This window comes from Streptomyces sp. NPDC090127, assembly GCF_044746945.1.
GTDB lineage: Bacteria > Actinomycetota > Actinomycetes > Streptomycetales > Streptomycetaceae > Streptomyces.
Window position 1 is genome coordinate 356564 of the sequence record NZ_JBIVDE010000004.1, and the last position, 26280, is coordinate 382843.

26 protein-coding genes and 1 riboswitch are annotated in these 26280 nt (G+C 73.1%); of the genes, 15 read left to right on the forward strand and 11 right to left on the reverse strand.

All coding sequences use genetic code 11. The features are described 5' to 3' along the window. Positions 1–117 precede the first annotated feature (117 nt). The 3 genes from ACIPPS_RS17200 to ACIPPS_RS17210 are packed head-to-tail and all read left to right on the forward strand — an operon-like array spanning position 118 to position 4957. On the forward strand, positions 118–1134 hold the full coding sequence (locus ACIPPS_RS17200; RefSeq protein WP_401432222.1) for an AAA family ATPase: 1017 nt from the start codon (positions 118–120) through the stop codon (positions 1132–1134). Beyond that, a complete protein-coding gene (locus ACIPPS_RS17205) occupies positions 1134–2510 on the forward strand; it encodes a DUF58 domain-containing protein (protein WP_401432225.1) in 1377 nt (458 codons plus the stop codon). The genes ACIPPS_RS17200 and ACIPPS_RS17205 overlap by 1 nt, the downstream gene beginning before the upstream one ends. After that, positions 2507–4957, forward strand: coding sequence for a DUF3488 and DUF4129 domain-containing transglutaminase family protein (locus ACIPPS_RS17210; RefSeq protein WP_401432228.1), 2451 nt, complete (start codon positions 2507–2509; stop codon positions 4955–4957). Before ACIPPS_RS17205 ends, ACIPPS_RS17210 begins: the two co-directional genes overlap by 4 nt. Positions 4958–5334: 377 nt before the next feature. On the opposite strand, the gene ACIPPS_RS17215 is transcribed toward ACIPPS_RS17210, so the two are convergent. From ACIPPS_RS17215 to ACIPPS_RS17225, 3 genes are all read right to left on the reverse strand, one after another. Continuing rightward, complete coding sequence (locus tag ACIPPS_RS17215) at positions 5335–5742, reverse strand: DUF3040 domain-containing protein (RefSeq protein ID WP_401432231.1); 408 nt, start codon at positions 5740–5742, stop codon at positions 5335–5337. 269 nt (positions 5743–6011) lie between these two features. Next, the gene (locus ACIPPS_RS17220) at positions 6012–6800 is read right to left on the reverse strand and encodes a class I SAM-dependent methyltransferase (RefSeq protein ID WP_401432234.1); all 789 of its coding nucleotides are present in this window, start codon (positions 6798–6800) and stop codon (positions 6012–6014) included. 79 nt (positions 6801–6879) lie between these two features. Then, a complete protein-coding gene (locus ACIPPS_RS17225; RefSeq protein WP_401432237.1) occupies positions 6880–7410 on the reverse strand; it encodes an SAV_6107 family HEPN domain-containing protein in 531 nt (176 codons plus the stop codon). Positions 7411–7572: 162 nt separating this feature from the next. Here ACIPPS_RS17225 and ACIPPS_RS17230 point away from each other — a divergent pair, with 162 nt between their 5' ends. The 5 genes from ACIPPS_RS17230 (at position 7573) to ACIPPS_RS17250 (ending at position 13656) form a co-directional block, all read left to right on the forward strand. Then, the gene (locus tag ACIPPS_RS17230; protein WP_401432240.1) at positions 7573–8475 is read left to right on the forward strand and encodes an ATP-binding cassette domain-containing protein; all 903 of its coding nucleotides are present in this window, start codon (positions 7573–7575) and stop codon (positions 8473–8475) included. Next, positions 8447–10534 (forward strand): YhgE/Pip family protein, encoded by a 2088-nt coding sequence (locus tag ACIPPS_RS17235; RefSeq protein WP_401432243.1) that lies wholly within the window; start codon positions 8447–8449, stop codon positions 10532–10534. Before ACIPPS_RS17230 ends, ACIPPS_RS17235 begins: the two co-directional genes overlap by 29 nt. Positions 10535–10563: 29 nt before the next feature. Next, positions 10564–11172 (forward strand): TetR/AcrR family transcriptional regulator, encoded by a 609-nt coding sequence (locus tag ACIPPS_RS17240; RefSeq protein ID WP_401432246.1) that lies wholly within the window; start codon positions 10564–10566, stop codon positions 11170–11172. 332 nt (positions 11173–11504) lie between these two features. Next, positions 11505–12131, forward strand: coding sequence for a DUF4126 domain-containing protein (locus tag ACIPPS_RS17245; protein ID WP_401432249.1), 627 nt, complete (start codon positions 11505–11507; stop codon positions 12129–12131). Positions 12132–12222: 91 nt separating this feature from the next. Next, positions 12223–13656 carry a phytoene desaturase family protein gene (locus ACIPPS_RS17250; RefSeq protein ID WP_401432252.1) on the forward strand — a complete coding sequence of 478 codons (1434 nt, stop codon included), beginning with the start codon at positions 12223–12225 and terminating at the stop codon, positions 13654–13656. A 138-nt stretch (positions 13657–13794) separates the two neighbouring features. Here the strand turns inward: ACIPPS_RS17250 and ACIPPS_RS17255 are convergent, their stop codons facing one another. The 6 genes from ACIPPS_RS17255 to ACIPPS_RS17280 all read right to left on the reverse strand — a co-directional run bounded on the left by ACIPPS_RS17255 (position 13795) and on the right by ACIPPS_RS17280 (position 18607). Then, complete coding sequence (locus tag ACIPPS_RS17255) at positions 13795–14616, reverse strand: hypothetical protein (RefSeq protein ID WP_401432255.1); 822 nt, start codon at positions 14614–14616, stop codon at positions 13795–13797. Between the two features lie 51 nt (positions 14617–14667). Then, positions 14668–15585 carry a methylenetetrahydrofolate reductase [NAD(P)H] gene (gene metF, locus ACIPPS_RS17260; RefSeq protein WP_401432258.1) on the reverse strand — a complete coding sequence of 306 codons (918 nt, stop codon included), beginning with the start codon at positions 15583–15585 and terminating at the stop codon, positions 14668–14670. Positions 15586–15710: 125 nt separating this feature from the next. Further along, positions 15711–16361, reverse strand: a complete 651-nt coding sequence (thiE, locus tag ACIPPS_RS17265) for a thiamine phosphate synthase (protein WP_401432261.1) — start codon at positions 16359–16361, stop codon at positions 15711–15713. Positions 16362–16452: 91 nt separating this feature from the next. Further along, on the reverse strand, positions 16453–16818 hold the full coding sequence (locus tag ACIPPS_RS17270) for an Rv2175c family DNA-binding protein (protein WP_383562399.1): 366 nt from the start codon (positions 16816–16818) through the stop codon (positions 16453–16455). Between the two features lie 165 nt (positions 16819–16983). Continuing rightward, the gene (locus tag ACIPPS_RS17275; RefSeq protein WP_401432264.1) at positions 16984–18198 is read right to left on the reverse strand and encodes an NAD(P)/FAD-dependent oxidoreductase; all 1215 of its coding nucleotides are present in this window, start codon (positions 18196–18198) and stop codon (positions 16984–16986) included. Positions 18199–18226: 28 nt separating this feature from the next. Beyond that, positions 18227–18607, reverse strand: a complete 381-nt coding sequence (locus ACIPPS_RS17280) for a hypothetical protein (RefSeq protein WP_401432267.1) — start codon at positions 18605–18607, stop codon at positions 18227–18229. Positions 18608–18661: 54 nt separating this feature from the next. After that, positions 18662–18774, forward strand: a riboswitch (TPP riboswitch). Here ACIPPS_RS17280 and thiO point away from each other — a divergent pair. The 6 genes from thiO to ACIPPS_RS17310 all read left to right on the forward strand — a co-directional run bounded on the left by thiO (position 18772) and on the right by ACIPPS_RS17310 (position 24545). Further along, complete coding sequence (gene thiO, locus ACIPPS_RS17285; RefSeq protein ID WP_401432270.1) at positions 18772–19938, forward strand: glycine oxidase ThiO; 1167 nt, start codon at positions 18772–18774, stop codon at positions 19936–19938. Its footprint overlaps the riboswitch before it by 3 nt. Then, on the forward strand, positions 19935–20198 hold the full coding sequence (gene thiS / locus ACIPPS_RS17290) for a sulfur carrier protein ThiS (protein WP_401432273.1): 264 nt from the start codon (positions 19935–19937) through the stop codon (positions 20196–20198). The genes thiO and thiS overlap by 4 nt, the downstream gene beginning before the upstream one ends. A 5-nt stretch (positions 20199–20203) precedes the next feature. Then, positions 20204–20998, forward strand: coding sequence for a thiazole synthase (locus tag ACIPPS_RS17295; RefSeq protein WP_401432276.1), 795 nt, complete (start codon positions 20204–20206; stop codon positions 20996–20998). 99 nt (positions 20999–21097) lie between these two features. Beyond that, on the forward strand, positions 21098–23062 hold the full coding sequence (pknB, locus tag ACIPPS_RS17300; protein ID WP_401432279.1) for a Stk1 family PASTA domain-containing Ser/Thr kinase: 1965 nt from the start codon (positions 21098–21100) through the stop codon (positions 23060–23062). Between the two features lie 6 nt (positions 23063–23068). Continuing rightward, the gene (locus ACIPPS_RS17305) at positions 23069–23920 is read left to right on the forward strand and encodes a deoxyribonuclease IV (protein WP_401432282.1); all 852 of its coding nucleotides are present in this window, start codon (positions 23069–23071) and stop codon (positions 23918–23920) included. Between the two features lie 88 nt (positions 23921–24008). Continuing rightward, positions 24009–24545 (forward strand): DUF4396 domain-containing protein, encoded by a 537-nt coding sequence (locus ACIPPS_RS17310; protein ID WP_401432285.1) that lies wholly within the window; start codon positions 24009–24011, stop codon positions 24543–24545. Positions 24546–24593: 48 nt separating this feature from the next. Here ACIPPS_RS17310 and ACIPPS_RS17315 read toward each other — a convergent pair whose 3' ends face one another. Further along, positions 24594–25226 carry a sulfite oxidase-like oxidoreductase gene (locus ACIPPS_RS17315; protein WP_401432288.1) on the reverse strand — a complete coding sequence of 211 codons (633 nt, stop codon included), beginning with the start codon at positions 25224–25226 and terminating at the stop codon, positions 24594–24596. 176 nt (positions 25227–25402) lie between these two features. On the opposite strand from ACIPPS_RS17315, the gene bfr reads away from it, so the two are divergent. After that, on the forward strand, positions 25403–25879 hold the full coding sequence (gene bfr / locus ACIPPS_RS17320) for a bacterioferritin (protein ID WP_401432291.1): 477 nt from the start codon (positions 25403–25405) through the stop codon (positions 25877–25879). A gap of 44 nt (positions 25880–25923) precedes the next feature. Here bfr and ACIPPS_RS17325 read toward each other — a convergent pair whose 3' ends face one another. Continuing rightward, entirely contained in the window at positions 25924–26169 is a 246-nt protein-coding gene (locus tag ACIPPS_RS17325; protein ID WP_401432293.1) for a bacterioferritin-associated ferredoxin, read from the reverse strand. Positions 26170–26280: the final 111 nt, after the last annotated feature.

Sequence of the window (26280 nt, forward strand, 5' to 3'; positions counted from 1 at the left end):
CGTTGTCCACAGCCGAGTGACACAACCCGGCAGAGGCAACAAGAATGCTCGGGTGACACCCCCCGAGACACCTCGGGGGCAGGTGTCGGTGTTTACGGAGGGGCCGAGGAGGGCCGGGTGACGACCTATGACGATCGAGCGAGCCTCACAGATCTGACCACCACAGCGGAGCGTGTCCGCAGGTCGGTGGAGGGTGTGATCGAGGGCAAGCCTGAGGTCGTACGGCTTTCGCTGACCGTGCTGCTCGCCGAGGGACATCTTCTGATCGAGGATGTCCCCGGCGTCGGCAAGACGATGCTGGCCAAGACGCTGGCGCGGTCGATCGACTGCTCGGTGCGCCGCATCCAGTTCACGCCCGACCTGCTGCCCTCGGACATCACGGGCGTGTCGATCTTCGACCAGCAGCGGCGGGACTTCGAGTTCAAGCCGGGCGCGATCTTCGCCCAGATCGTGATCGGCGACGAGATCAACCGCGCCTCGCCGAAGACCCAGTCCGCGCTCCTGGAGTCCATGGAGGAGCGGCAGGTCACGGTCGACGGCCAGACGTACGAGCTGCCGAGCCCGTTCATGGTGGTGGCCACGCAGAACCCGGTGGAGATGGAGGGCACGTACCCGCTCCCCGAGGCCCAGCGCGACCGCTTCATGGCACGGGTCTCGATCGGCTACCCCAGCGCGGAGGCCGAGCTCCAGATGCTCGACGTCCACGGCGGGGTCAACCCGCTGGACGACCTCCAGCCGGTCGCGCACGCCCATGACATCGTCAAGCTGATCGACGCGGTCCGGGGCGTCCATGTCGCCGACTCCGTGCGCCGGTACGCCGTCGAGGTCGTCGGCGCGACGCGGCACCACCCCGACCTGAGACTCGGCGCCTCCCCGCGGGCCACGCTGCACCTGCTGCGCGCCGCCAAGGCGTCCGCCGCGCTCAGCGGCCGCGAGTACGTCCTGCCGGACGACCTCCAGGCGCTCGCCGTGCCGGTCCTCGCCCACCGGCTCCTGCCGACGGCCCAGGCCCAGCTGAACCGGCGCACCGCGGAGCAGGTCGTCCTCGACATCCTGCAGCGCACCCCCGTTCCGGCCGCGGCGCCGCCCGCCGGCCCGCACTACGGCCAGCAGCCCGGCGTCCGGCCGCTGTGATGACGACCTCCGCCGCGCCGGAGGGGCAGCGGGGCGCCGACGACCGGGACGGCCCCCCGGCCGAGGACGGGACCGGGCTGCGCGCCGCCCTGAGCGGTCTGACCACGCGCGGCCGGTCCTTCCTCGCCGCCGGTCTCGCCGCCGGGGCCTGCGCCTACGTCCTGGGCCAGGGCGATCTGCTGCGCGTCGGGCTGCTGCTCGCCGTGCTGCCGCTGATCTGCGTCGGCGTGCTGCACCGCACCCGCTACCGGGTGGCGGGCAGCCGGCGGCTGTCGCCGCAGCGGGTGCCGGTCGGCTCGGAGGCCCGGGTCCACCTCCGGATGGACAACGTCTCCAAGCTGCCCACCGGCCTGCTGATGCTCCAGGACCACGTCCCGTACATGCTCGGGCCACGGCCCCGGTTCGTCCTGGACCGGGTCGAGGCGGGCGGCCGGCGCGAGGTGTCGTACCGGGTCCGCTCCGATCTGCGCGGCCGCTTCCCGCTGGGCCCGCTCCAGCTCCGGCTGAACGACCCGTTCGGCATGTGCGAGCTGACCCGCTCCTTCAGCGCGTACGACACCCTGACCGTGGTCCCCCGGACCGAAGCGCTGCCGCCGGTGAAGCTGACCGGTGAGGCGGCGGGGTACGGCGACGGCAGCCTGCGCTCGCTGGCGCTCGCCGGGGACGACGACATCATTCCGCGCGCCTACCGCCACGGCGACGACCTGCGCCGGGTGCACTGGCGGTCCACCGCGCGCTACGGCGAGCTGATGGTGCGCCGTGAGGAGCAGCCGCAGCGGGCCCGCTGCACGGTGCTGCTCGACACCCGCGCCCTCGCCTACCAGGGCGCGGGCCCCGACTCGGCCTTCGAGTGGGCGGTCTCGGGCGCGGCCTCCGTCCTCGTGCACATGCTGGAGCGCGGCTTCTCGGTACGGCTCCTCACCGACACGGGCACGGCGGTGCCGGGCGAGGGCGCGGAGGGGTTCGCCGGCAGTTCGCAGGACTCGGCCGAGGCGGCCGGGCTGCTGATGGACGCCCTCGCCGTCGTGGACCATTCCGAAGGGGCCGGTCTCTCGCGCGCGTACGACGTGCTGCGCGGCGGGAACGAGGGCCTGCTCGTCGCATTCGTCGGCGACATCGACGAGGAGCAGGCCGCGCTGGCCGCGCGGATGCGGCAGCGCGGCGGCGCGGCCGTCGCCTTCGTCCTGGACTCCGGGACGTGGTTGACCGGCGGCGCGGTGGCCGGCGCGATCGACGAGCGGCTGCGGCAGCTGCGCGAGGCCGGGTGGACGGCGCTGGCCGTGCCTCCGGGGGCCAGGCTCGCCGAGCTGTGGCGGCAGGCGAGCGGCATCCGGGCGGAGAGCGCCTCGGGTGACACCTACGGAGGTTGGTCATGAGCGGCCGCGGGCGGCTGACACTGGGCGCCTACGCGGCCACGCTGATGGCGGCGGGAGCCCTCCTTCCGCTGGTGAGTCCGTCGACGTGGATCCTCACGGCGGCGATCCTGCTGGCGGTGCAGAGCGGCGTCGGCGCCTGGACCCGGCGGGTGCCGCTGGCGCGGCCGGTGACGGTGGCGGCCCAGTTCGTCGTCACCCTCCTCGCGCTGACCCTGGTCTTCGCCCGGGAGCAGGCGCTGCTCGGCTTCCTGCCCGGGCCGACGGCCTGGTCCCGGTTCGCCGCGCTGTTCCAGGCGGGTGCCGACGACGTCGGTACGTACGCGACGCCGGCGCCGGACACCGAGGGCATCCGGCTGATGGTGATCAGCGGCGTGCTCCTGATCGGGCTCCTGGTGGACACGCTCGCGGTGACCTTCCGCAGCGCGGCCCCCGCGGGTCTGCCGCTGCTCGCGCTGTACTCGGTGGCGGCGGGGCTCTCCGAGGGCGGCGCGAGCTGGCTCTGGTTCCTGTTCGCCGCCTCCGGCTATCTGCTGCTGCTCCTCGCGGAGAGCCGGGACCGGCTCTCGCAGTGGGGCCGCGTCTTCGGCGGCGCGCCACGGACCGGGCGACCGGGGACGGGATCCGGAACCGGGTCCGGGGGCTCTGGGGGCTCGGGGGGCGGGAAGGCGCTCGCCGCCGTGCGGACCGGGCGACGGATCGGCGTGGTCGCCATGGGCGTCGCGCTGGCGGTGCCTGCGGTGCTGCCCACGCTCTCCGGGGGCCTGTTCGGCGCGCCGGGCGGGGGACCGGGCGACGGTGGCAAGGGCGGCACGATCTCGGCGGTGAACCCGCTGGTCTCGCTCCAGGACAACCTCCGCCAGCCCGAGGACCGTGAGGTGCTGAGGTACCGATCGAACGCGACCGACACGAACGGCCAGTACCTGCGGCTGGTCGCCCTCGACCAGTTCGACGGCACGTCGTGGAAGTCCTCGGTCCGCCCCATCGAGGACGTGCCCGAGCGGCTGCCCCGGCCGACCGGGCTGAGCGACCTGGTCCGCACGATCGAGGTGACGGGCAACTTCGTCGCCTCCCCGACGTACGAGCAGAAGTGGCTGCCGATGCCCTTCCCGGCGGACCGGGTGGAGATCGGTGGCCGCTGGCGGTACGAGCCCGCCGGCCGGATGCTCGTCGGCGACGACGGGCAGAACACGGCGGGCGCGCGCTACTCGGTGACGAGCCTCGACGTCCGGCCGACGGCCCAGCAGCTTGCGGACGCCCCGCCGGCGCCGGAGTCGCTCCGCGCCGAGTACACCAAGATCCCCGACTCGTTGCCGCCCGTGGTGCGGGCGACGGCTCTTCAGGTCACGAAGAACGCCCGGAACGACTACGAGCGGGCCGTGAAGCTCCAGGACTGGTTCACGACGGACGGCGGCTTCCGCTACGACGTCGACGTGGACTCGGGTACGGGAGTCCAGGCGATCACGCGCTTCCTGGAGCGCCGGGAGGGCTTCTGCGTCCACTTCTCGTTCTCGATGGCGGCGATGGCGCGGTCGATCGGGATCCCGGCGCGGGTGGCGGTCGGCTTCATGCCGGGCAGCCGGCAGTCCGACGGCACGCTGTCGGTCGGCATCCGGGACGCCCACGCCTGGCCCGAGCTGTACTTCGAGGGCGCGGGGTGGACCCGGTTCGAGCCGACCCCGTCGCGGGGGTCCGCGCCGGAGTACACGCGTGAGCAGTCTCCGTCGGGCACGCCGTCCGAGTCGGCGCAGCCGTCGAGCAGCGCCTCGGCGGCGCCGTCCGCGGCGCCGAGCACCTCGGAGAGCTGCCCGGCGCAGATGCGCCGCCAGGGCGAGTGCGGCCAGGACGAGGTGGCGGGCGCCGCCTCGTCGGACGGCGGCGGTACGAACCCGCTGGCGGTGGTGCTGGTGTGCCTGGGGGTGGCGGCGCTGGTCCTGTTGCCGCTGTCGCCGTCGCTGTGGCGGAGCCGGGTACGGGCGAGGCGGCTCGGCTCCTCGGGGCGGACCGCCGAGGACGGGGCGGCGAGGACGCTGGACGCGTGGCGGGAGATCAACGACACCGCCTGGGACCACGGGGTGGTGCCGGACGAGTCGATGACGCCCCGCAGGACGGCGGCGCGGATCGTCCGCCTGGCCGCCCTGGAGGGCGAACCGGCGAACGCGGTGCACCGGGTGGCCCGGGCGGTCGAGCAGGTTCTCTACGCCCCGCGGCCCCGCCCGGGCACGGGCCTGGTGGACGAGGTGTCCCTGGTCCGCTCGGGCTTCACGGCGGCGTCGTCCCGCGGCGTCCGCATCCGCGCCCTGCTCGCGCCGCACTCGGCCGTTCGGGTGGTCTGGGCCGCCTCGGCGTGGTGGTCGACGACGACCACGCGCTGGCGCGCGACCCGCGACGCCCTGACAACCCGCGCAACCACCCGCCTCCGCCCCAAGCCCTCCCACCCGAAGCCCTGAGGGACCCCGTGCCCACTCCCGTGTGCCCACCCGTCCCGCTGGGCGGGAAGGGTGGGCACACGGGACGGCGCCCCTGCGGGCGCGTTCCGCTCCAGGCCCCCCGCCCGCACACCGGGGCGGTTGCGTCGCGCGAGGGCCCTGGGGTGGACGAGGGGCACGGGCGGAGGCGCCCGCAGGGGCGCCGTTCCGTTGGCCCACCCGTTCCGCCCCAGCGGAACGACTGCCCACGACGGGGGGCGCCGAGGCCGGGACAGGGCCTGGGGGCGACGCCCTCGACGCGGCCCCCGAACGCAACGAGCCCCGTGGAGCGGGACGCGCTGCGGCGTGCCGGCCCACGGGGCTCGGGAGATGTCAGGGGCAGGGCCCTCGGCGCGGCCTCAGTGGCCGCCGCCCTGCTGTTCGTCGCGGCGGCGCTGCCACCGCTCCTCGATCCGGTTCATCACCGAGCGGCGCCGTCGGGTCTGCCGACCCCCGGCCTCCGCCCCGCCTGTCGTCGCCTGCTGCTCACCCGGCTTGGGCGCTTTGCGCCATCCGGTGACCGCCAGGACCGCGCAGCCCAGCATGACGAGGAACCCCACCACGCTGATCCAGATCTGCTGAGCGACCATTCCAGCCATGAGGAGCGCGATACCCACCAGGAAGCCGGCGACTGCCTGGTAGACCCGTCGCCGGGTGTACGTACGCAGTCCGCTTCCCTCGAGCGCTGTCGCGAACTTGGGATCTTCGGCGTACAGCGCTCGCTCCATCTGCTCGAGCATTCGCTGCTCGTGCTCCGAGAGCGGCACGGAGTCCTCCTAGTCGTCGGTCGCGGGGGCGACCGGGATGCGGCCCTTTCAGGATAGGCAGGGAATCGCCCCCGTGAAACCCGCCCTCAACGCGTATTCGCCAATCCGGGCCGCCATGCGGTCAGGTTGCTGAAGCGTTGATTCCCCAGCACCTTCCCTGTCATGCCGGACGGTGTCCCCCGATCATACGGGGCAAAGCCGTCGGCCGGGGGTGCTGTGGCGTACTCCATGTGCGGCTGCGTCGCTGATCAGCGCCGCAGGGCCGAGCGTCAGGGGCGCTTCTCGCCCAGGAGGTGCAACTGGGTGGCGATGGCATGGAACGACGGAAGCTCCGCCGCGGCGGCCTCCAGCTTGAGCAGGGCCTCCGCCGCGCCGGGCTCGGTGTCGACCAGGGCGCCGGGGACGAGGTCGGCGAAGACCCGTACGCCGTGCACCGCGCCCACGTCCAGACCGGCCGCGCCGGCCAGCTCGGTGAGCTGCTCGGCGGTGAAGCGGCGGGGCACGGGGTCGCCCTCGCCCCAGCGGCCGGCCGGGTCGCCGAGGGCGTTCCTGGCCTCGGTGAAGTGGCCGGCCAGGGCGCGGGCGAGGACGGCGCCGCCGACGCCCGCCGCGAGCAGGCTGAGCGCGCCGCCGCCCCGCAGCGCGGCCACCGCGTTCCGTACGCCCTCGGCCGGGTCGTCCACGTACTCCAGGACGCCGTGGCAGAGCACCACGTCGTACCCGTCGCGGGCGACCACGTCGAAGAGCCCCCGGATGTCGCCCTGGACGCCGGTGACCCGCTCGGCGACCCCGGCCTCGGCGGCCCGGCGCTCCAGCGCGAAGAGGGCGTTGGGGCTGGGGTCGACGACGGTCACCCGGTGGCCGAGACGGGCCACCGGCACGGCGAAGTTGCCGGAGCCGCCGCCCGTGTCGAGGACATCGAGGCTGTCCTTCCCGGTGGCCTTGACCCGGCGGTCGAGGGCGTCCTTGAGGACGTCCCAGACGACGGCCGTACGAAGGGAGGCGCGCGACGGGCGCGACGACGCCTCTCGACCGAAGACAGGGGAAGGGTCCGACACGGCTGTTGACTCCTCGGTGACGGTGTACGAACGCCTCCCACCCTATGGCCTCGCGCGCCGTCCCCGGCTCAACGGCCCCTCACCCCGTGGCCTCCCCGGCGCCGGTCTGGCGCGGCAGCACGGGCTGGAGGACGAGGAGGCGCTCGACCAGGCGCAGGAACATCGCGGCGTCCCGGATCAGGTCGTCGGCCTCCCGCCGGGTCGCCGCGCCCGGTATGCCCGCCTCGGCCCGGGCCCGGCGGGCGGCCCCCGAGGCGAACAGGGCGCTCCACTCGGTGAGCTCGGGCGCTATCTCGGGCAGCACCTCCCAGGCGCTGCGGATCCTGGTCCGTTTACGGGCATTGGTCTCCGGCCTGCCCCGCACGGCGAGCACGGCGGCCGCGGTGCGCAGCGCGGCGAGGTGGGCGGTGGCGTACCGCTCGTTGGGCGGGTCGAGGGCGACCGCCTCGTCGAGGCCCGCGCGGGCCTGGGCGAGCAGGTCGAGGGCCGCGGGCGGCGCGCTGGAGCGGCGCAGCACGGGGTGGACGTCGGCGGGTGGCCCGGCCGGTGCGGGAGCGGCACGGCCGCCCGTACGGCGCCGGGGCGCGGCGGCTGCGGAGGAGCTGGTCATGACGAGCCTCCTGTCGTCGTGTGACGGCTCTGTGTCCGTATGTGTCCATCGTGAAGGGCACCACTGACAATCCGGCTGACCTGCGGTTTTGCCGAGAACGTCGCCCCGGGGTAGGTTTTTGCACTGACTGGTCAGTTCAAAAGGGGAAAGTGGGGGTGACCGGTGGAAGCGAAGCCGGAGGAGCCGCACGGCGCCGCCGTCGTCGCGGACGGGTTCGGGCTGAAGGGACCGCGCGGCTGGGTCTTCCGCGAGGTCGGCCTGCGCGCCGAACCCGGCGCGCTCGTCGCGATCGAGGGCCCGTCCGGTTCGGGGCGCACCTGTCTGCTGCTCGCGCTGACCGGCCGGATGAAGCCCCACGAGGGCCACGCCGAGGTCGCCGGGCTCCCGCTGCCCCGCCGGATGGCCGCCGTACGCCGGATCAGCGCGCTCGGCCCGGTGCCCGGGGTCAGCGACCTCGACCCGTCCCTCACCGTCGCCGAGCACCTGCGTGAGCGCGCCCTGCTCCAGCGCCGCTACGACGGCTCCGTCCGGGCCCTGTTCCGGCCGCCCGGCGAGCGCGCCGCCGCCACCAGGGCGCGGATCGACGCGGCCCTGGAGACCGCCGGGCTCGACCTGGGCACCCTGCCGAAGGCCGAGCGGACCTCCGTACGCGATCTGGAGCGCCTGGAGGCCCTGCGCCTCTCCGTGGCCCTGGCCCTGATCGGCCGGCCCCGCCTGCTCGCCCTCGACGACACCGACCTCAAGCTCTCGACCGCCGACCGCGCCGAGGCCTGGGCCCTGCTGCGCTCGATCGCCGACGCGGGCACGACCGTGCTCGCCGTGTGCAGCGAGGCCCCCGGGGACGCCCTGACGATCACCACCGCGCCACGCGAGGCCGAAGAGGCCGAAGCCGCGAACGCCGAAGAGGCCGCGAACGCCGAAGAGGCCGACGCCGGGGAAGCCACGGAAACCACTGGACCCACGGCGGACCCCGAGGCTGCGGCAGACCCCGAAGCCACAGAAGCCACCGACGACACGACCGAGGAGGGGGAAGCCGATGCGCTCGCCGAAACTGGCCGCGCTTGAGCTGAAGCGGTTCGGCAGGGGGAAGCTGCCGCGTGCCGCGCTCGTCGCGATCCTGCTGCTGCCACTGCTGTACGGCGCCCTGTACCTGTGGTCCTTCTGGGACCCGTACAGCAGGCTCGACCGGATACCCGTCGCGCTCGTCAACGAGGACAAGGGCGCCACCGCCGACGGCAAGAAGATCGACGCCGGCGCCGACATCACCGAGAACCTGCTGGACAGCAAGGTCTTCGACTGGCACCAGGTGAGCGACGCCGAGGCCCGCGAGGGCGTGGAGGACGGCACGTACTACCTGTCGCTGACCATGCCCGCCGACTTCAGCTCCCGGATCGCCTCCAGCTCGGGCGACTCCCCCGAGACCGGTGCGCTGCGGGTCCGCACGAACGACGCCAACAACTACATCGTCGGGCAGATCTCGCGGACGGTCTTCTCCGAGGTCCGCACCGCCGCCTCCACCAAGTCCTCGCGCTCCTTCCTGGACAAGATCTTCATCTCCTTCTCGGACATCCACGACGCCACCGCCGAGGCGGCCAAGGGCGCGGGGGACCTCAAGAACGGTGTGGACAAGGCCAAGAAGGGCTCCAAGGACCTGGCCGACGGCCTGAAGGACGCCAAGACCGGCAGCGGGAACCTGGCCACCGGCCTGAAGAAGCTCGACACCGGCGCGGGGCAGTTGAAGACCGGTTCGGGGCAGGTCGCCGCCGGCACGAAGGAGCTCGCCGCCAAGGTCAACGGGACGGCCGACAAGGTCCGCCCGTACCTGAAGGACAACGGCAAGGCGATCGGCGACACCGCCCGGCTGGTCGGTGACGCGGCCACGGCCGTCCGGCACGACCTGGCCGACGTCGTCCGGCGCGCACCGCTCGCCCGGAGCGCCGCGCACCTGGCCGACGACAAGCTGGAGGCCCTCCACAAGAAGGAGTGCGTCGACAACCCGCTGCCCGACGCCAGGACCTGCGAGGCCCTCAAGGAGGCGAAGGTCTCGGCCGACGACGTGGCCAAGGTCGCCGACGACCTCCACGAGCTGTCCAAGGACAGCAACGGCGACCTGAAGCAGCTCGACACCCGGCTGGCCGCCGTCCAGAAGCAGTCCGCCGAACTGGCCAAGGCCGCACCGCACCTGGACGACGACCTCGAAGGCGCCGTCAAGAAGATCAACAAGCTGAACGAGGGCGCCCAGAAGGTCGCCAAGGGCGCCGACGAACTCCACACGGGCCTCACGACCGCGAAGACCGGCTCGGTCACGCTCGACACCGGGGTCGGCAAGCTCAAGAAGGGCGCCGGGGAACTCGACGGCGGTCTGTTCAAGCTGGCCGACGGATCGGGCGAGCTGGCGACCGGCCTGAAGGACGGGGTCACCAAGATCCCCGACTACGACAAGGACGACCGCGACCGGCGTACGGAGGTCATGGCCGACCCCGTCGAACTGGCCTCCCAGTCGCTCCACAAGGCACCCAACTACGGCACCGGCTTCGCCCCGTACTTCATCCCGCTCTCCCTCTGGGTCGGCGCGATGGTGGCGTACATGCTGATCCAGCCGCTCAACCGGCGCGCGCTCGCCGCCGGCGCCTCCGCCTGGCGGATCGCCCTGGCCGGCTGGCTGCCCGTCGCGGCCATCGGGCTGCTCCAGGTCGCCGCGCTGATGTCGGTCCTGCACTGGGGGCTCGGACTGCAGATGACCAGGGCCGCCGGCACGGTCGGCTTCCTGGCCCTGGTGACCTGCTGCTTCGCCGCGATCATCCAGTGGCTCAACGCCCGCTTCGGCGCGGCCGGCCGGATCCTGGTGCTCGCCGTCCTGATGCTCCAGCTGACCTCGGCGGGCGGTACGTACCCCGTGCAGACCAGCCCCGGCTTCTTCAACGCGATCCATCCCTTCCTGCCGATGAGCTACGTGGTCGAGTCGCTGCGCAGACTGATCTCGGGCGGCGGGATCGGACCGGTGTGGCAGGCCTGCGCGGTGCTGGCCGCGTTCACGCTCGGGGCGCTCGCGCTGACGGCCGTGTCGGCCCGCCGCAAGCAGGTCTGGACGCTCGACCGGCTGCACCCCGATCTGAGCCTGTGAGACCTCAGGAACCTGTGAGAATCGAGCCCATGGACAGCAGCAGCACCAGACGCCAGGCCACGCGCGCGAAGCTCTACGAGGCCGCCGTCACGCTCATCGCCGAGCAGGGCTTCTCGGCGACGACGGTGGACGAGATCGCCGAGCGCGCGGGCGTCGCCAAGGGGACGGTCTACTACAACTTCAAGAGCAAGACCGAGCTCTTCGAGGAGCTGCTGCGGCACGGCGTCAGCCTGCTCACCGCCTCCCTGCGGACGGCGGCGGAGGAGACGGCGGAGCGGGGCGGGAGCCGGGTCGACGCACTGGACGCGATGATCCGGGCCGGCCTGGTCTTCATCGACCGCTACCCGGCCTTCACCCAGCTGTACGTGGCCGAGCTCTGGCGCACCAACCGGGCCTGGAACTCGACCCTCCTGGTGGTCCGCCAGCAGGCGGTCGCGGTGGTGGAGGACGTGTTGCGCGAGGGCGTCGACGAGGGCGAGCTGAGCGCGGAGATCGACATTCCGCTGACGGCGGCGGCGCTGGTCGGGATGGTCCTGGTGGCCGCCCTGGACTGGCAGGCCTTCCAGCGGGAGCGCTCGCTCGACGACGTCCACAGCGCCCTGTCCCGGCTGCTGCACGGGCGCGTGAGCGGGCGCTGATCCAGCGGGCGCCGGCGTCGCGCGCGTCGACCGCGCCCGAACGCCGAACCCCCGGACGTCGCGACACGCACGCGCGCGCACCACGAACGGCGAGGCTCGATCCCCCCGAGCCTCGCCGTTCGCCTTTCTGCACCCCCGTGCACCCCCGTGCCCCCGTGCACCCCCGTTCCGGCAGGCGCGCGGCCCCGTTCCGCCACCCCGTGTCGGCGGTCCCGGAGCCGCGCCCCTTCCGTGGACTCCACTCTCTCGTCCTCGCAGGTGGGAGCCCATCCGCGTACCTACTCATCTCGTCGTCTAGGTACGGATACCTAGACCTGGTTACGATCGCGGGCGTGTCCGTACTCCCCCTGGTCTTCACCAGCGGCTGGGCGAGCGGGATCAACGCCTACGCGGTGGTCCTCCTGCTCGGCATCTTCGGCGCGACCGGTCTCACCGACGAGGTCCCCGAGTCGCTCCAGCGCACCGACGTCCTGATCGCCGCCGGGGTGCTCTTCCTCTGCGAGGCCGTGGCGGACAAGATCCCGTACGTCGACTCCGTCTGGGACTCCGTCCACACCGTCGTCCGGCCGGTGGCGGGCGCCGTGGTCGGCGCCCTGCTCGCCGGGCAGTCCGGTTCGCTCTCCGACCTGGCGGCGGGCGCGGTCGGCGGCTCGACGGCCCTGATGAGCCACTTCGTCAAGGCCGGGACGCGGATGGCGATCAACACCTCGCCGGAACCGTTCTCCAACGTCGCGATGAGCACCGCGGAGGACCTCGGCGTCGCCGGGATCATCACCTTCGCGATGTTCAACCCGCAGGCGGCGGCGATCATCGCGGCCGTCCTGCTCGTGCTCGGCCTGGTGATACTGCTCTTCCTCGCCCACCGCATCCGCCGCTTCCTGCGCCGCCGGGCACAACGCCGGGAGGAGCGCCGCCTCGCCGCGACGGGGGCGGCCAGGGACGCGGCCCCGCCCGACTGACCAACGCGCCCGAGCCGGGCAGGGCCGACCGACCGGGCTGTCGGCCGGGCAGTCGGCCGGGCTGTCGGTGGCGGCCGATAGGGTCACTGACATGGCACGGATTGTGGTGATCGGCGCCGGGATGGGCGCCATGGCGGCGGCCGCCCGGCTGGCCGTGGCGGGCCACCGGGTGACGGTGTTCGAGCGCGGCGGGACGTACGGCGGTGCGGTGCGCCGCTTCGAGCGGGACGGGTTCGGCTTCGACACCGGCCCCGGGCTGCTGCACCTGCCCGCGGTCTACCGCGATCTGTTCGTCAAGACCGGCAAGGAGCCCCTGGAGGACCTCGTCGAGCTGACGCAGGTGGATCCGGCGAGCCGTCATGTCTTCGCCGACGGCACCCGCGTGGACCTGCCGAACGCCTCGCGTGCGGGCACCGTCTCCGCCCTGGACGCGGCCCTCGGCGCGGGTGCGGGCGAGCGCTGGGGCGACTTCCTGGTCCGGGCCCGCGAGGCCTGGGACCGCACGCGCCGCCCGCTCCTCGAGGAGCCGCAGGCCGGGGACACCTCCCCGCTCGCCCGAGAGCCGTACCCGGCCCTGAAGGCCGGTCTGTTGCGGCGCCCGACGACCACGCTGGCGCAGGTCGGGGCGCGGGAGCTGCGCGACCCCCGGCTCGTCGCGCTCCTCGACGCGTACGCCTGGGCGTACGGCTTCGACCCGGCCGTCGCGCCCGCCTCGGCCGCCGTCCTGCCGTACATGGAGCAGACCTTCGGGAGTTGGTACGTGAGCGGCGGCATCAGGGCGCTCGCCGACGCGGTGTACGAGCGGTGCCGGAAGCGGCGGGTGGAGTTCGTCCTCGACACCCCCGTCACGTCGGTCGTGGAGAAGGACGGCCGGGCGGCCGGGGTGGAGCTCGCGGGCGGCGAGATCGTGGCGGCCGACCACGTGGTCGCCGGGGCGCCCGTGCCCGCGCTCCACGCGGAGCGGGTCGTCGCCCGGGAGCACCAGGACGAGGGGCCCGCGTACCGGACGGACGTGCCGGGCCGGGTGACGGTGTGTCTGGCCCTGCGCGGGGCGCGCGAGGCCGGGGCCGCTCACCGCACGGTGGTCCACGCGGCCGGGGGCCGGCCGACGGTGACCGTGCTGCGGCCGGACGATCCGGCGCTGCGCCCCGACGGCGACCACGAGTCAGCGACGCTCTCCGCGACGGTGCGGCCGCATCCGCGGGACGACTGGGCGGAGTTCGCCCGCTCGATGGTCACGGCTGCGGAGGCCGCCGTGCCGGGGCTCCGCGAGCGGCTGCTCTGGCAGGAGGTCCGCACGCCCGAGGACACCCTGCGGGAGACGGGCGCGGCCGGGGTCCCCGGGCCCGCGCTCGCGGGTGGCCGGGGCCGCTACCTCCCGGCGGCCAACCGCTCCCCGCTGCCGGGCCTGTACGTCGCGGGCGGCTGGTCCCACCCGGGCGGCGGCCTGGCCCACGCGGGCATGTCGGGCGCCCTGGTCGCCGGTCTGATCGTGGAGGGCGACGACTTCCGCGGCTCACGGTAGGGCGGGACTCCCGTTAGGCCGGGACTCCCGGTAGGCCGGCTCCCGGAGGCCCGGCCTCCCGCAGACCGGGACTCCCCTCTCGAAGCCCGGGCTCCCGCAGGCCGGGCGGCCCGGTAGGACCGGCGGCCACCCGAGCGGCTAGTAGCGGTACTGCTGGTCGTTGTCGTGGCCGTAGAAATCCTGGCCCTGCGGCGGCTGGGCGGGCTGCTCGCCGTCCCGCTGGTGCGGCACCCACACCCCGCCGGGGGGCGTGTCGTAGCTGTACGACGGCGCGTACGGGTCCACGTGGGGCTGCTGGCCGCCGGTGGAGTAGTCGTACGCGGCGTACTGCTGGCCCTCCATGCTCGGGCCGATGTACGGGTCGGAGTAGGCGGCGTACTGCTGCCGGCCGCTGTCGTAGTCGTAGGCCGGCTGGTCGTACCCGGGCTGCTGCGCGTACCCCGGGTGCTGCTCGTAGCCGCCGTAACCGCCGTCGTCGTAGGTCCCGTAGGAGTGCTGCGAGGTCTCGGGGTGGGCCTGGGAGTGGTCGTACGCGGGGGTGTAGACGCCGTACTGGCCGGTGTCGTCGGGCATCGGCTGGGGCTCGTACACGTCCGTGGGCTCGACGGAGGTGGCGTCGACCGGCTCGTAGGAGAGGTCGCTGACCTCCAGCGTGGGGCCGGTCTCGGCGGGCGGGGCGGACTTGCGGCGGCGGCTCGCGCCGGGGCTGCCGCCGATCGCCCAGCCGGTGGAGAAGCCGCGGCGGAAGGAGAGGGTCACATAGGTCTGGCCGACGGCGAAGGCCACCGCGCCCACGACGATCACCGCGACGGAGGGCAGCAGCACACCGAGGACGACCCCGAGGAAGCCGCAGAAGGCGAGGACGCGCCAGCGCAGCCTCGCCTTGTACTGCAGGAGCACCTCACCCAGCAGCCACAACGCCACGACACCGAACGCGATGTAGAGGACCGTCCACCCCATGCCCGCCCCTCTCCTACGGCCACCGCCGCGGGTCTGGGGCGGGTACGCCGGTCACGACTGCACGTGCAGTCCGAGATTCTCGTAGATCTCCAGCGTCGCGGTGGAGTTGTTCAGCGTGATGAAGTGCAGTCCGGGGACACCCTCGGAGAGCAGCCGCGCGCAGAACTCCGTCGCGAACTCGATGCCAATGGAGCGTACAGCGGCCGGATCGTCCTTGACGGCGAGGATGCGGTCTTTCACGTCCGACGGGAAGAGAGCGTTGCTCAGCTGAGGCAGCCGGTCGAGGGTCTTCACGTTAACAACGGGCATGATTTCGGGGATGATCGGCGTCTCGCAGCCGGCCTTCACCACGCTGTCGCGCATCCGCAGATAGTTCTCGGGGTCGAAGAACATCTGGGTGATGGCGTAGTCCGCCCCGGCCCGGCACTTGTCCACGAAGTGACGGATGTCCGTGTCCCAGTCGGTGGAGCGCGGGTGCATCTCCGGGAAGGCGGCGACGCCCACACAGAAGTCGCCGGACTCCTTGATCAGCCGGACGAGGTCGGCGGCGTACAGGACGCCCTCGGGGTGCTCGATCCAGTCCCCCAGCGGGTCGCCCGGCGGGTCGCCGCGCAGCGCGAGCATGTTGCGGATGCCGGCGTCGGCGTACTGCCCGAGGACGTTGCGCAGCTCGGCGATCGAGTGGTCGACGGCGGTGAGGTGGGCCACGGGGGTGAGGGTGGTGTCGCCGGCGATCTTCTGGGTGGCCTTGACCGTGCCACCGCGCGTGGAACCGCCGGCACCGTAGGTCACGGAGACGAAGCTAGGGCCGACCGCCTCGACCCGCCGCAGGGCGTTCCAGAGGCTCCGCTCACCCTTCTCGGTGCGCGGCGCGAAGAACTCGAACGAGTACGACGGCTTGCCGGACGCGAGGATCTCGCGGACCGTGCGGGCGTGGTCCGAGCGGGTGGAAGCGGTACCTAGGGCCATACGGGCAGGTTAGACGGGGTGCTGCGGCCGACGAAGCGCTGTCCGAGTGATGGACACCGTTCTGGACACTTTCCCGGGCGGCCCGTCGGTGCCCGCCGGGGCCCCGCCCCGGCGCCCTTCGGCCGTTACGCGACGCGCTCGCGGACCCGCTTGGCCAGGCGGGCCGTGGCCGCGGCAGGGTCGTCGGCCTCGGTGATCGCGCGGACGACGACGATCCGCCGGGCGCCCGCGTCCAGGACCTCGTCGAGGGTGGTCTCGTCGATGCCGCCGATGGCGAACCAGGGGCGGTCCTGCCCCAGAGCGGCCGCGTGGCGCACGAGGCCGAGGCCGGGGGCGTACCGGCCGGGCTTGGTGGGGGTGGGCCAGCAGGGGCCGGTGCAGAAGTAGTCGACGCCCGGCTCGGCGGCGGCCGCGTCCACCTCGGTCTCGGTGTGGCAGGACCGGCCGACGAGCACGTCCCGGCCGAGGATGGCGCGGGCGGCGGGGACCGGCAGGTCGCCCTGGCCCAGGTGCAGCACGTCGGAGCCGATGGCGTGGGCGACGTCCGCCCGGTCGTTCACGGCGAGCAGCTTGCCGTGGCGGCGGCAGGCCTCGGCGAGGACGGCGAGGTGCTCCAGCTCCTCGGCCGCCTCCATGCCCTTGTCGCGCAGCTGCACGATGTCCACGCCGGAGGAGAGCACGGCGTCGAGGAACGCCGGCAGGTCGCCCTGGCGCCTGCGGGCGTCCGTGCAGAGGTAGAGCCGGGCGTCGGCGAGCTGGGCGCGAGGCGTGGACATGGGTGGATCCCCCCGTTGGGTGTGGCGGTCCGAGGGGGCCGGGCGGACCCGGCCCCCAGGGGCCTCCTGTGGTGTCTTCGGTGCGTGTGCGTCAGACGGCGAGCGCCTGGGCGCGGCGCTTCACCTCCGTGCCGCGATTCTCGCTGAGGGCCTGCGCGGGCGTGCCCGGCAGGCTCGGGTCGGGAGTGAAGAGCCACTCCAGCATCTCTTCGTCGGTGAAGCCGTCGTCCTTCAGGAGGGTCAGGGTGCCGGAGAGGCCCTTGACCACCTTGTCGCCGTCGATGAAGGCGGCGGGCACCTGAAGCGCCTTGTTCTCGCCGCGTCGTACGGCGATGAGCTGGCCCTCCTTGACCAGCTGCCGTACGCGCGTCACCTCGACATCGAGCATTTCCGCGATGTCGGGGAGATAGAGCCAGGCGGGGACGAGAGCATCGGTTCTTGCGTCAATCTCGGTCACAGGACAAGCCTGCCATCCCGGACTGACAGTCGGTAGTCGGGCCCGGCGGGGTGTCTCGTCGGTCCCGGGACGCCGACGCCCGGCCCGATCCGGACGGCCGGCTCAGGCGCCCGGCCCGATCCGGACGGCCGGCTCAGGCGCCCGGCCCGATCCGGACGACAGGGCTCAGAGGACTGCCGCCTTCAGCGGGACGGCCGGATCGGCGGCGCGCCCGGGGTCGACCCGCGCGCCGGACTCGATCAGCTTGCGACCCTGGGCAAGGTCGCGGGGGCGGCCGACGGCGAGGAGGGCGACGAGGACGCCGTCGCGCAGCCAGAGCACGGACCAGGCGGGGTCGGCCGGGTCGCCCCGGCGGACCAGCTCGGTGGCTCCGCCGTGGTGTCCGGCGTACTGCACGAACCGGCCGAACTGCTCGGACCAGAAGTACGGCACCGGGTCGTAGACCTGCGGCGTCTCGCCGATGATGTCGGCCGCGACGGTCCGGGGCCCCTGGAGCGCGTTGTCCCAGTGGTGGACGAGGAGCCGGGCGCCGTAGCGGGCGGAGGGGAAGGAGGCGCAGTCGCCGACGGCGTACACGTCGGGCAGGGAGGTGCGCAGCCGGTCGTCGGCGGTGACGGAGCCGCCCGCGTCCCGGGCGATGGCGGAGTCGGCGAGCCAGCGGGTGGCGGGCCGGGCGCCGATGCCGACGACCACCGCGTCGGCGGGCAGCCGTCGGCCGTCGGCCAGGACGACCGTGCCGGATTCGACCCGGTCCACGCGCGCGTGGGTGAGGAGTTCGGTGCCGCTCTCCTCGTACCAGCGGGCCATCGGGGCGGCGACGTCGGCGGGCAGCGCGCCGGCGAGCGGGCGGTCGGCGGCCTCCACGACGGTGACCGCGCATCCCGCCTCGCGGGCGGCGGTGGCGAACTCGGCCCCGATCCAGCCGGCGCCGACCACGACGATGTCGTGGCGGCTCTCCAGGACGGGCTTGAGGCGGGCGGCGTCGTCCAGGGTGCGCAGCAGGTGGACCCCGGGGACGCCCTCGGTGCCGGGCAGGGTGACGGGTTCGGCGCCGGTGGCGACGACCAGGACGTCGTACGGGACGGGTCCGGCCTCGGTGTCGATCTCGTGGGCGTCGGCGCGCAGGCCGGTGACGTCGAGGCCGAGGCGCAGCTCGATGGAGAGCGCCTCGAAGTCGACGTCGAAGGCGGAGTCCTCGGCCTTGCCGAGGAGGACGGCCTTGGAGAGGGGCGGCCGGTCGTAGGGCTGATGCGGCTCGGCCCCGATGAGCGTGACCTGTCCCGCGAAGCCCTGTTCGCGCAGGGCGACGGCGGTCTGGACGCCTGCCATCCCGGCGCCCACGACCACGACCCGTTGCTGTGCCTGCTTCTGCTCGCTCACCCGATCACCTTAACGATCTGACGCACCGTCAGGAAGGCAGCTGCTCCACGACGCTGGTCCCGGAGCCCTCCTGGGACTCCCATGCCCAGCTCTCCTCCAGCCGAACGCGCCCGTCAGTGAGCTCCACCACGGTGGAGACGCAATGCCCGGAAGATGTCGTTCCGTCCTGCTTCGCCTGGACATAACGGAAGTCGAGCCGGTCCCCCGCGCGCGTGCCGACGAGATACCCCCGCACGATGTCACCGCCCGCGTACTCGGCCCAGATCCGGCCGTCCTCCTCGTGGTACGTGAACCGGGTCCGCGTCCCGACCTGACCGGGGGCCTGGTCGGCGACGGGGGCGAACGTCAGACCGTCGAGGGATCGACAGGCCGGTCGCGGGTGGTCGTGGGAGACAGGGGGGCGGGCCACTGCGGAGGCTCCCTTACTGGGCGTCGGACACGGGGGTTAGGCTGACGGTCAACGTAGAGCACTCGCGGGAGCCCGGACGCACCGGGCTGAGAGGGAGGCTGACCGGCCTCCGACCGTACGAACCTGATCCGGGTCATGCCGGCGAAGGGAGGGGCTGGACGCCCATGTCGCGTACATGCAGTACCTCGGACGTTCTCGTCGTCGGGGGCGGAATCATCGGTCTGGTCACGGCCTGGCGGTCCGCGCAGCGCGGGCTGCGCACCACGGTCGTCGACCCCGAGCCGGGCGGTGGGGCCGCCCGGGTGGCGGCCGGGATGCTGGCCGCCGTCACCGAACTCCACTACGGCGAGGAGATGCTGCTCGCCCTCAACCTCGCCTCCGCGCGCCGCTACCCCGCCTTCGTCGAGGAGCTCCAGGACGCCACGGGCCAGGACGTCGGCTACCGCGCCTGCGGCACGCTCGCCGTCGCGCTCGACGCCGACGACCGGGCCCATCTGCGCGAACTGCACGCCCTGCAGCTCCGCTCCGGCCTGGAGTCGGAGTGGCTGAGCGGGCGCGACTGCCGCCGCCTGGAGCCGATGCTGGCCCCGGGGGTGCGCGGCGGGCTGCGGGTCGACGGCGACCACCAGGTCGATCCGCGCCGCCTCGCCGCCGCGCTCGTCACCGCCTGCGAGCGCGCCGGGGTGGTCTTCCACCGGGGCCTCGCCGAGCGGCTGACGGTGGTCCGGGACCGGGCCACGGGCGTCACCGTCGCCGACGGCGGCCCGCTGGAGGCGGACCAGGTCGTGCTGGCCGCGGGCAGCCTGAGCGGCCGGCTCGCCGGCGTACCGCCGGAGGTCCTGCCGCCCGTGCGTCCCGTCAAGGGACAGGTGCTGCGGCTCACCGTGCCGCCCGGGTACGCGCCGTTCCTCTCCCGCACCGTCCGGGCGGTCGTGCGCGGCAGCCACGTCTACCTCGTCCCGCGCGCGAACGGCGAGCTGGTGGTCGGCGCGACGAGCGAGGAGCTGGGCTGGGACACCACCGTCACGGCGGGCGGGGTCTACGAGCTGCTCCGCGACGCCCACGAGCTCGTCCCCGGCCTCACCGAGCTGCCGCTCACCGAGACCCTGGCCGGCCTGCGCCCCGGGTCGCCGGACAACGCCCCGCTCCTCGGCCCGACCGCCCTGGACGGCCTGCGCCTCGCCACCGGGCACTACCGCAACGGCGTCCTGCTCACGCCCGTCACCGGCGATGTCATGGCCGAGTACCTCGCCACCGGCGCGCTTCCGGACGAGGCCCGCCCCTTCACTCCCCGCCGCTTCTCCCCCGTACGTCAGGAGCAGCCCGCATGAACGTCTCCCCGAACGCCGCGCATCCCGCGCCCTCGCCCACACCCTCGGCCGCGCCCGTCACGAACGTCTCCGTCAACGGCGAGGCGCGCGTCCTCACCGTGCCCACGACTCTCGACGCCCTGGTCACCACGTTGACGGCGGCGCCGTCCGGCGTGGCGGCGGCCGTCAACGAGACCGTCGTCCCGCGCGGCCAGTGGTCCGCGACCGTCCTCGGCGAGGGCGACCGGGTCGAGGTCCTCACCGCCGTCCAGGGAGGCTGAGCACGATGTCCGACGACACCTTCCTCCTCGGCGGTACGGAGTTCTCCTCCCGCCTCATCCTCGGCACCGGCGGGGCGCCGAGCCTGGACGTCCTCGAACGGTCGCTGGCCGTCAGCGGCACGGAGCTGACGACCGTCGCCATGCGGCGCCTCGACCCGACCGTGCGGGGCTCCGTCCTCTCCGTCCTGGAGCGGCTCTCGATCCGCGTCCTGCCGAACACGGCGGGCTGCTTCACCGCGGGCGAGGCGATCCTCACCGCACGCCTGGCCCGGGAGGCGCTCGGCACCGACTGGATCAAGCTGGAGGTCATCGCCGACGAGCGGACCCTCCTGCCGGACCCGGTCGAGACCCTCGACGCGGCCGAGACCCTGGTGGACGACGGCTTCGTCGTCCTGCCCTACACCAACGACGACCCGGTCCTCGCCCGGAAACTGGAGGACGTGGGGTGCGCGGCGATCATGCCACTCGGCTCCCCGATCGGCTCCGGCCTCGGCATCCGCAACCCGCACAACTTCCAGCTGATCGTCGAGCGCGCGGGCGTGCCGGTGATCCTGGACGCGGGGGCCGGAACGGCATCGGACGTCGCGCTTGCGATGGAGCTGGGCTGCTCGGCGGTCATGCTCGCCTCCGCGGTGACCCGGGCGCAGGACCCGGTCCTGATGGCCGAGGGCATGCGGCACGCCGTGGAGGCGGGCCGCCTGGCCCACCGGGCGGGCCGGATCCCGCGCCGGCACTTCGCGGAGGCCTCCTCGCCGACGGACGGCCGCGCGGCCCTGGACCCGGAGCGCCCGGCGTTCTGAGCCTGCCGGGGGTCCGAGGGCCGTGGGTCGCGTCACAGCTGTGCTGCGGTCGGGGCCGGTGGGGACGGGGTGTCCGCGGTGACTCGTAAACTCGGGGCCGTGGACACGACCCTTCAGGACCCCCTCGTCGGGCAGCTGCTCGACGGCCGCTACCGCGTCGACGCGCGCGTCGCCGTCGGCGGGATGGCCACGGTCTACCGGGCCGTCGACACCCGCCTGGACCGGGTGCTCGCGCTCAAGGTGATGCACCCGGCCCTCGCCACCGACGCCGCGTTCGTCGAGCGGTTCATCCGCGAGGCCAAGTCCGTCGCCCGGCTCTCCCACCCGAACGTGGTGGGCGTCTTCGACCAGGGCGCGGACGGCGCGTACGTCTATCTGGCCATGGAGTACGTCGCCGGGTGCACGCTGCGCGACGTGCTGCGCGAGCGCGGGGCGCTCCAGCCGAGGGCCGCGCTCGACATCCTGGAGCCGGTGCTCGCCGCACTGGGCGCCGCGCACCGGGCCGGGTTCGTGCACCGGGACATGAAGCCGGAGAACGTCCTGATAGGGGACGACGGCCGGGTGAAGGTCGCCGACTTCGGTCTCGTACGGGCGGTCGGCTCGGCCACGCACACCACGGGCTCGGTCCTGGGCACCGTCTCGTACCTGGCGCCGGAGCAGATCGAGCACGGCACCGCGGACACCCGCGCCGACGTGTACGCCTGCGGCGTCGTCCTGTACGAGATGCTCACCGGCGGCAAGCCGCACGGCGGGGACACCCCCGCCCAGGTCCTCTACCAGCACCTGAACACCGACGTGCCGGCCCCCTCGGCCGCCGTGCCCGGTCTCGCCTTCGAACTGGACGAGCTGGTGGCGAGCGCCACCGCCCGCAACCCCGAGATCCGCCCGCACGACGGCGTCGCGCTCCTCGCGCAGGCCCGGGAGGCCCGGGCGACCCTCACGGACGGGCAGCTGGACGCCGTACCGCCGCAGGCGCACGCCGAGGACCGTACGGGGTCGGAGGACCGGACCAGCGTGATCCCCCGGCTCGTGTCCCGCGAGGCGGGACCCCAGACCGAGCACGCCGTCCAGCACACCAGCCGGCTGACCGCGCCCCCGGTCGAGCTCCGGCCCGAGGGCCGGGCCACGCACCGGGACCGCGGGCGCAGGGGCGGCGGCCTGCGGGAAGGCGGCCGGCTGACGCGCGGTCCGCTGCTCGTCGTCGCCGCCGTGCTGCTCGCCCTGGGGATCGGCGGAGGCGTCTGGTACATCAATTCCGGCCAGTTCACCCGCGTCCCGGCCGTCCTCGGCCAGACCGAGGCGAAGGCGACGCAGCGACTCACGGACGCGGGGCTCGACGTCGGGACGACGCGCCGGGCGTTCAGCGACGTGTACGAGCGCGGCACGGTCATGGCCAGCGATCCCGCCTCCGGCGAGCGGATCCGGGGCAACGGCACGGTCACGCTCACCCTCTCCCGGGGCCCCGAGATCGTGAAGGTCCCCCGGCTCAAGGGGAAGCCGCTGGCGGAGGCGAGGCGGTTGCTCGCCGACGAGGGCCTGGCCGCCGGTCTCGTCACGCACGCCTTCAGCCAGGACATCGCGCAGGGCGCCGTGATCAGCTCCGACCCGGAGGCCGGCACCGAGCGCAGTCCGGACTCGGCCGTGGCGCTGGTGGTCAGCAAGGGCCGCCCGATCGACGTCCCCGACGTGGCGGGCACGTCGGTCTCCGAGGCCACCCGCACGCTCCGCGAGGCCGGCCTCAGGGTGGACGTCGCGAGCGAGCAGATCCACTCCGCCGAGCCGGCCGGCACGGTCGCCGCCCAGTCGCTCGCGGAGGGCAGCCGGGCCGCCCGGGGCGACCGGATCGTCCTCACCGTCTCCAAGGGCCCCCGGATGATCGAGGTCCCCGACGTGACGGGCGAGTCGACCGACTCCGCCCGCGCGAAGCTGGAGGAGGCGGGCTTCGAGGTGAAGGTCGAGAAGACCTTCCCGTTCCTCGGCGACACCGTCTCCGGCCAGTCCGTCGACGGCGGCTCCACCGCCCCCGAGGGCTCCACCGTCACCATCAAGATCAAGGGATTGTAAGAACTCATGCGCAACCCCGTCGGCGGCCATGTCCCCGTGGCCGGCGGCCTCGCCACGGTCGGTCTCGGCTACGCCCGCGAGCTGGGCGCGGAGGCCGTCCAGGTCTTCGTCGCCAACCCGCGCGGCTGGGCCACGCCCGTGGGCAATCCGGCACAGGACGAGCTGTTCCGCGCCGGGTGCGAGGCCGCGTCCCTGTCGGCCTGGGTCCACGCCCCGTATCTGATCAACTTCGGCTCCCACACCGAGGCCACGGTCGAGAAGTCGGTCGACTCGCTCCGGCACTCGCTGCGCCGCGGCCGGGAGATCGGGGCGAAGGGCGTGGTGGTGCACACCGGTTCGGCGACCGGCGGCCGTCCGCGCGCGGAGGCGCTGGCCCAGGTACGGGAGCGGCTGCGGCCGCTGCTCGACGAGCTGACGCACCCGGACGACCCGTTCCTGCTCCTGGAGTCGACGGCCGGGCAGGGCTTCTCGCTCTGCTCCCGCGCCGAGGACCTGGGCCCGTACTTCGACGCGCTCGACCACCATCCGAAGCTCGGGATCTGCCTCGACACCTGCCACATCTTCGCGGCCGGCCACGACCTGACCGGGCCGCACGGCATGGCGCAGACCCTGGACCAGCTGGTGGCGACGGTCGGCGAGGGGCGGCTGAAGCTGATCCACGCCAACGACTCGAAGGACGTCGTCGGCGCGCACAAGGACCGGCACGCCAACATCGGGGCGGGCCACATCGGCGAGCAACCCTTCCGCGAGCTCATGCGGCACCACGCGACCGACGGCGTACCGCTGATCATCGAGACACCCGGCGGGAAGGAAGGCCACGTGGCGGACGTGGAGCGGCTGAAGAAGCTCCGGGGCTGATTCCCGATTCCCGTTGAGGAATACCCCTGGGGGGTATACGGTTCCTGGTGAAGCACGCAGGAACCGCCATCGGTCCTTGGGGGAACCCATGCAGCACGACGCACACGCCGACCACCACGACCCGCACGCGCACCACGACGGCCACGACGGCCACGACGGCCACGAAGGCCACGGTCACGCTCCCGGCAAGGCCAGCTGGTCGATGGCGATGAAGGCCACCCTGCACTGCCTGACCGGATGCGCCATCGGCGAGGTCCTCGGCATGATCATCGGCACCGCGCTGGGCTGGGGCAACGCCCCGACGATGGTCCTCGCCATCGCCCTGGCGTTCTTCTTCGGCTACTCACTCACCCTGTGGGCCGTCGTCCGCGCGGGACTGGGTCTGAAGGCCGCCATCGGCGTCGCGCTCGCCGCCGACACCCTCTCCATCACCGTCATGGAGCTCGTCGACAACGGGGTCCTGCTCCTGGTCCCCGGCGCGATGGACGCGCACCTCTCGGACGCGCTCTTCTGGGGGGCCCTGGCCTTCGCCTTCCTCGTCGCCTTCCTGATCACCACACCCGTCAACAAGTGGCTGATCGGCCGCGGCAAGGGCCACGCGGTGGTCCATCAGTACCACCACTGAGACCCCCCGGGGGTACGGGCGCGGGAGTCGGCGGCACGGACACGGGAGTCAGAGCTCCGGTCCGTCCCCCGGCTCCTCCTGGTACGAGTAGCGCTGTTCCTTCCACGGATCGCCGAGGTTGTGATAGCCGCGCTCCTCCCAGAAGCCGCGGCGGTCGGCGGTCATGTACTCCACGCCCCGGACCCACTTGGGCCCCTTCCAGGCGTACAGGTGCGGCACCACGAGCCGCAGCGGGAAGCCGTGCTCGGCGGTGAGCAGCTCACCGTCCTTGTGGGTGGCGAAGATCGTCTGGTCGGAGGCGAAATCGGCGAGGCGCAGGTTCGCGCTGAAGCCGTACTCGGCCCACACCATCACGTGCGTGACCTGCTCGGCCGGCGGGGCGAGATCCAGGATCGTGCGGGCGGGCACGCCACCCCATTCGGCCCCGAGCATGCTGAATTTCGTCACGCAGTGGAGATCGGCCACGACCGTCGCGAACGGCAGCGCCGAGAACTCCTCGTGGTTCCAGCACCGCTTGTCGCCGTCCGCCGTGGCCCCGAAGACCCGGAACTCCCAGCGGTCGGGCTTGAACTTGGGGACGGGGCCGTAGTGGGTGACCGGCCAGCCGCGCTGCAGTCGCTGCCCCGGCGGAAGATCCGACTGCCCTGCTTCCCGGTGTACCCCGCTCTCCGGCTGACCCATGTCATCCATGGTGACAGACCGCGAGGGGTGGTCATGACCAGCCAACCTCCCCAGCACGGCTGGTTTGGGGCAACTCCCACTAAGCCTGTACTTACTGGACGCCCCCCATCCGTGGTGCAAGGATGCGGCCATCCTGCCCAGTCACGACTGAGACATGCGTGGAAGGAGCCTCTGCGATGCAGGGCGACCCCGAGGTCCTCGAGTTCCTCAACGAGCAGCTGACCGGCGAGCTGACGGCCATCAACCAGTACTGGCTGCACTACCGCATCCAGGACAACAAGGGCTGGGCCAAGCTGGCCAAGTACACCCGCGAAGAGTCCATCGACGAGATGAAGCACGCGGACAAGCTCACCGAGCGCATCCTCATGCTGGACGGTCTGCCCAACTACCAGCGGCTCTTCCATGTACGCGTCGGCCAGACGGTGACCGAGATGTTCGAGGCGGACCGCCAGGTGGAGGTCGAGGCGATCGACCGGCTCAAGCGGGGCATCGAGGTCATGCGGACCAAGGGCGACATCACCTCGGCCAACCTCTTCGAGGAGATCCTCGCCGACGAGGAGCACCACATCGACTACCTCGACACGCAGCTGGAGCTCATCGAGAACCTCGGTGAGGCGCTCTACATCTCGACGCTGATCGAGCAGCCGAGCTAGCTCGCGGTACCTCGCGACACCTCGGGGGCCAAGCGGCCCCGGGGCTAAGCGGCCTCGGACAGCTCGTCGGGCTCGGCGAACTCAGCAGCGAGGGCGGGCATCCCCTGGTCGAGCAGCTCCCGCCGCGGGCAGTTGCCGCGCCCGAGGATGGCCTGGATGCGTCGCACACACGATCCGCAGTCGGTGCCGGCCTTGCAGGCCGAGGCGATCTGGCGGGGCGTGCAGGCACCCGCGTCCGCGTGCTCCTTGACCTGCTTCTCGGTGACACCGAAACATGAGCAGACGTACACGCGGATTCACCTCCCGTCGGGATCGATAAGGCTAACCTAACCTTACCCGGCGGCGGTGAGCTGTAAAGCTGTGGAAATGATGTGGGGCGCGGATCACAAGGATCCGCGCCC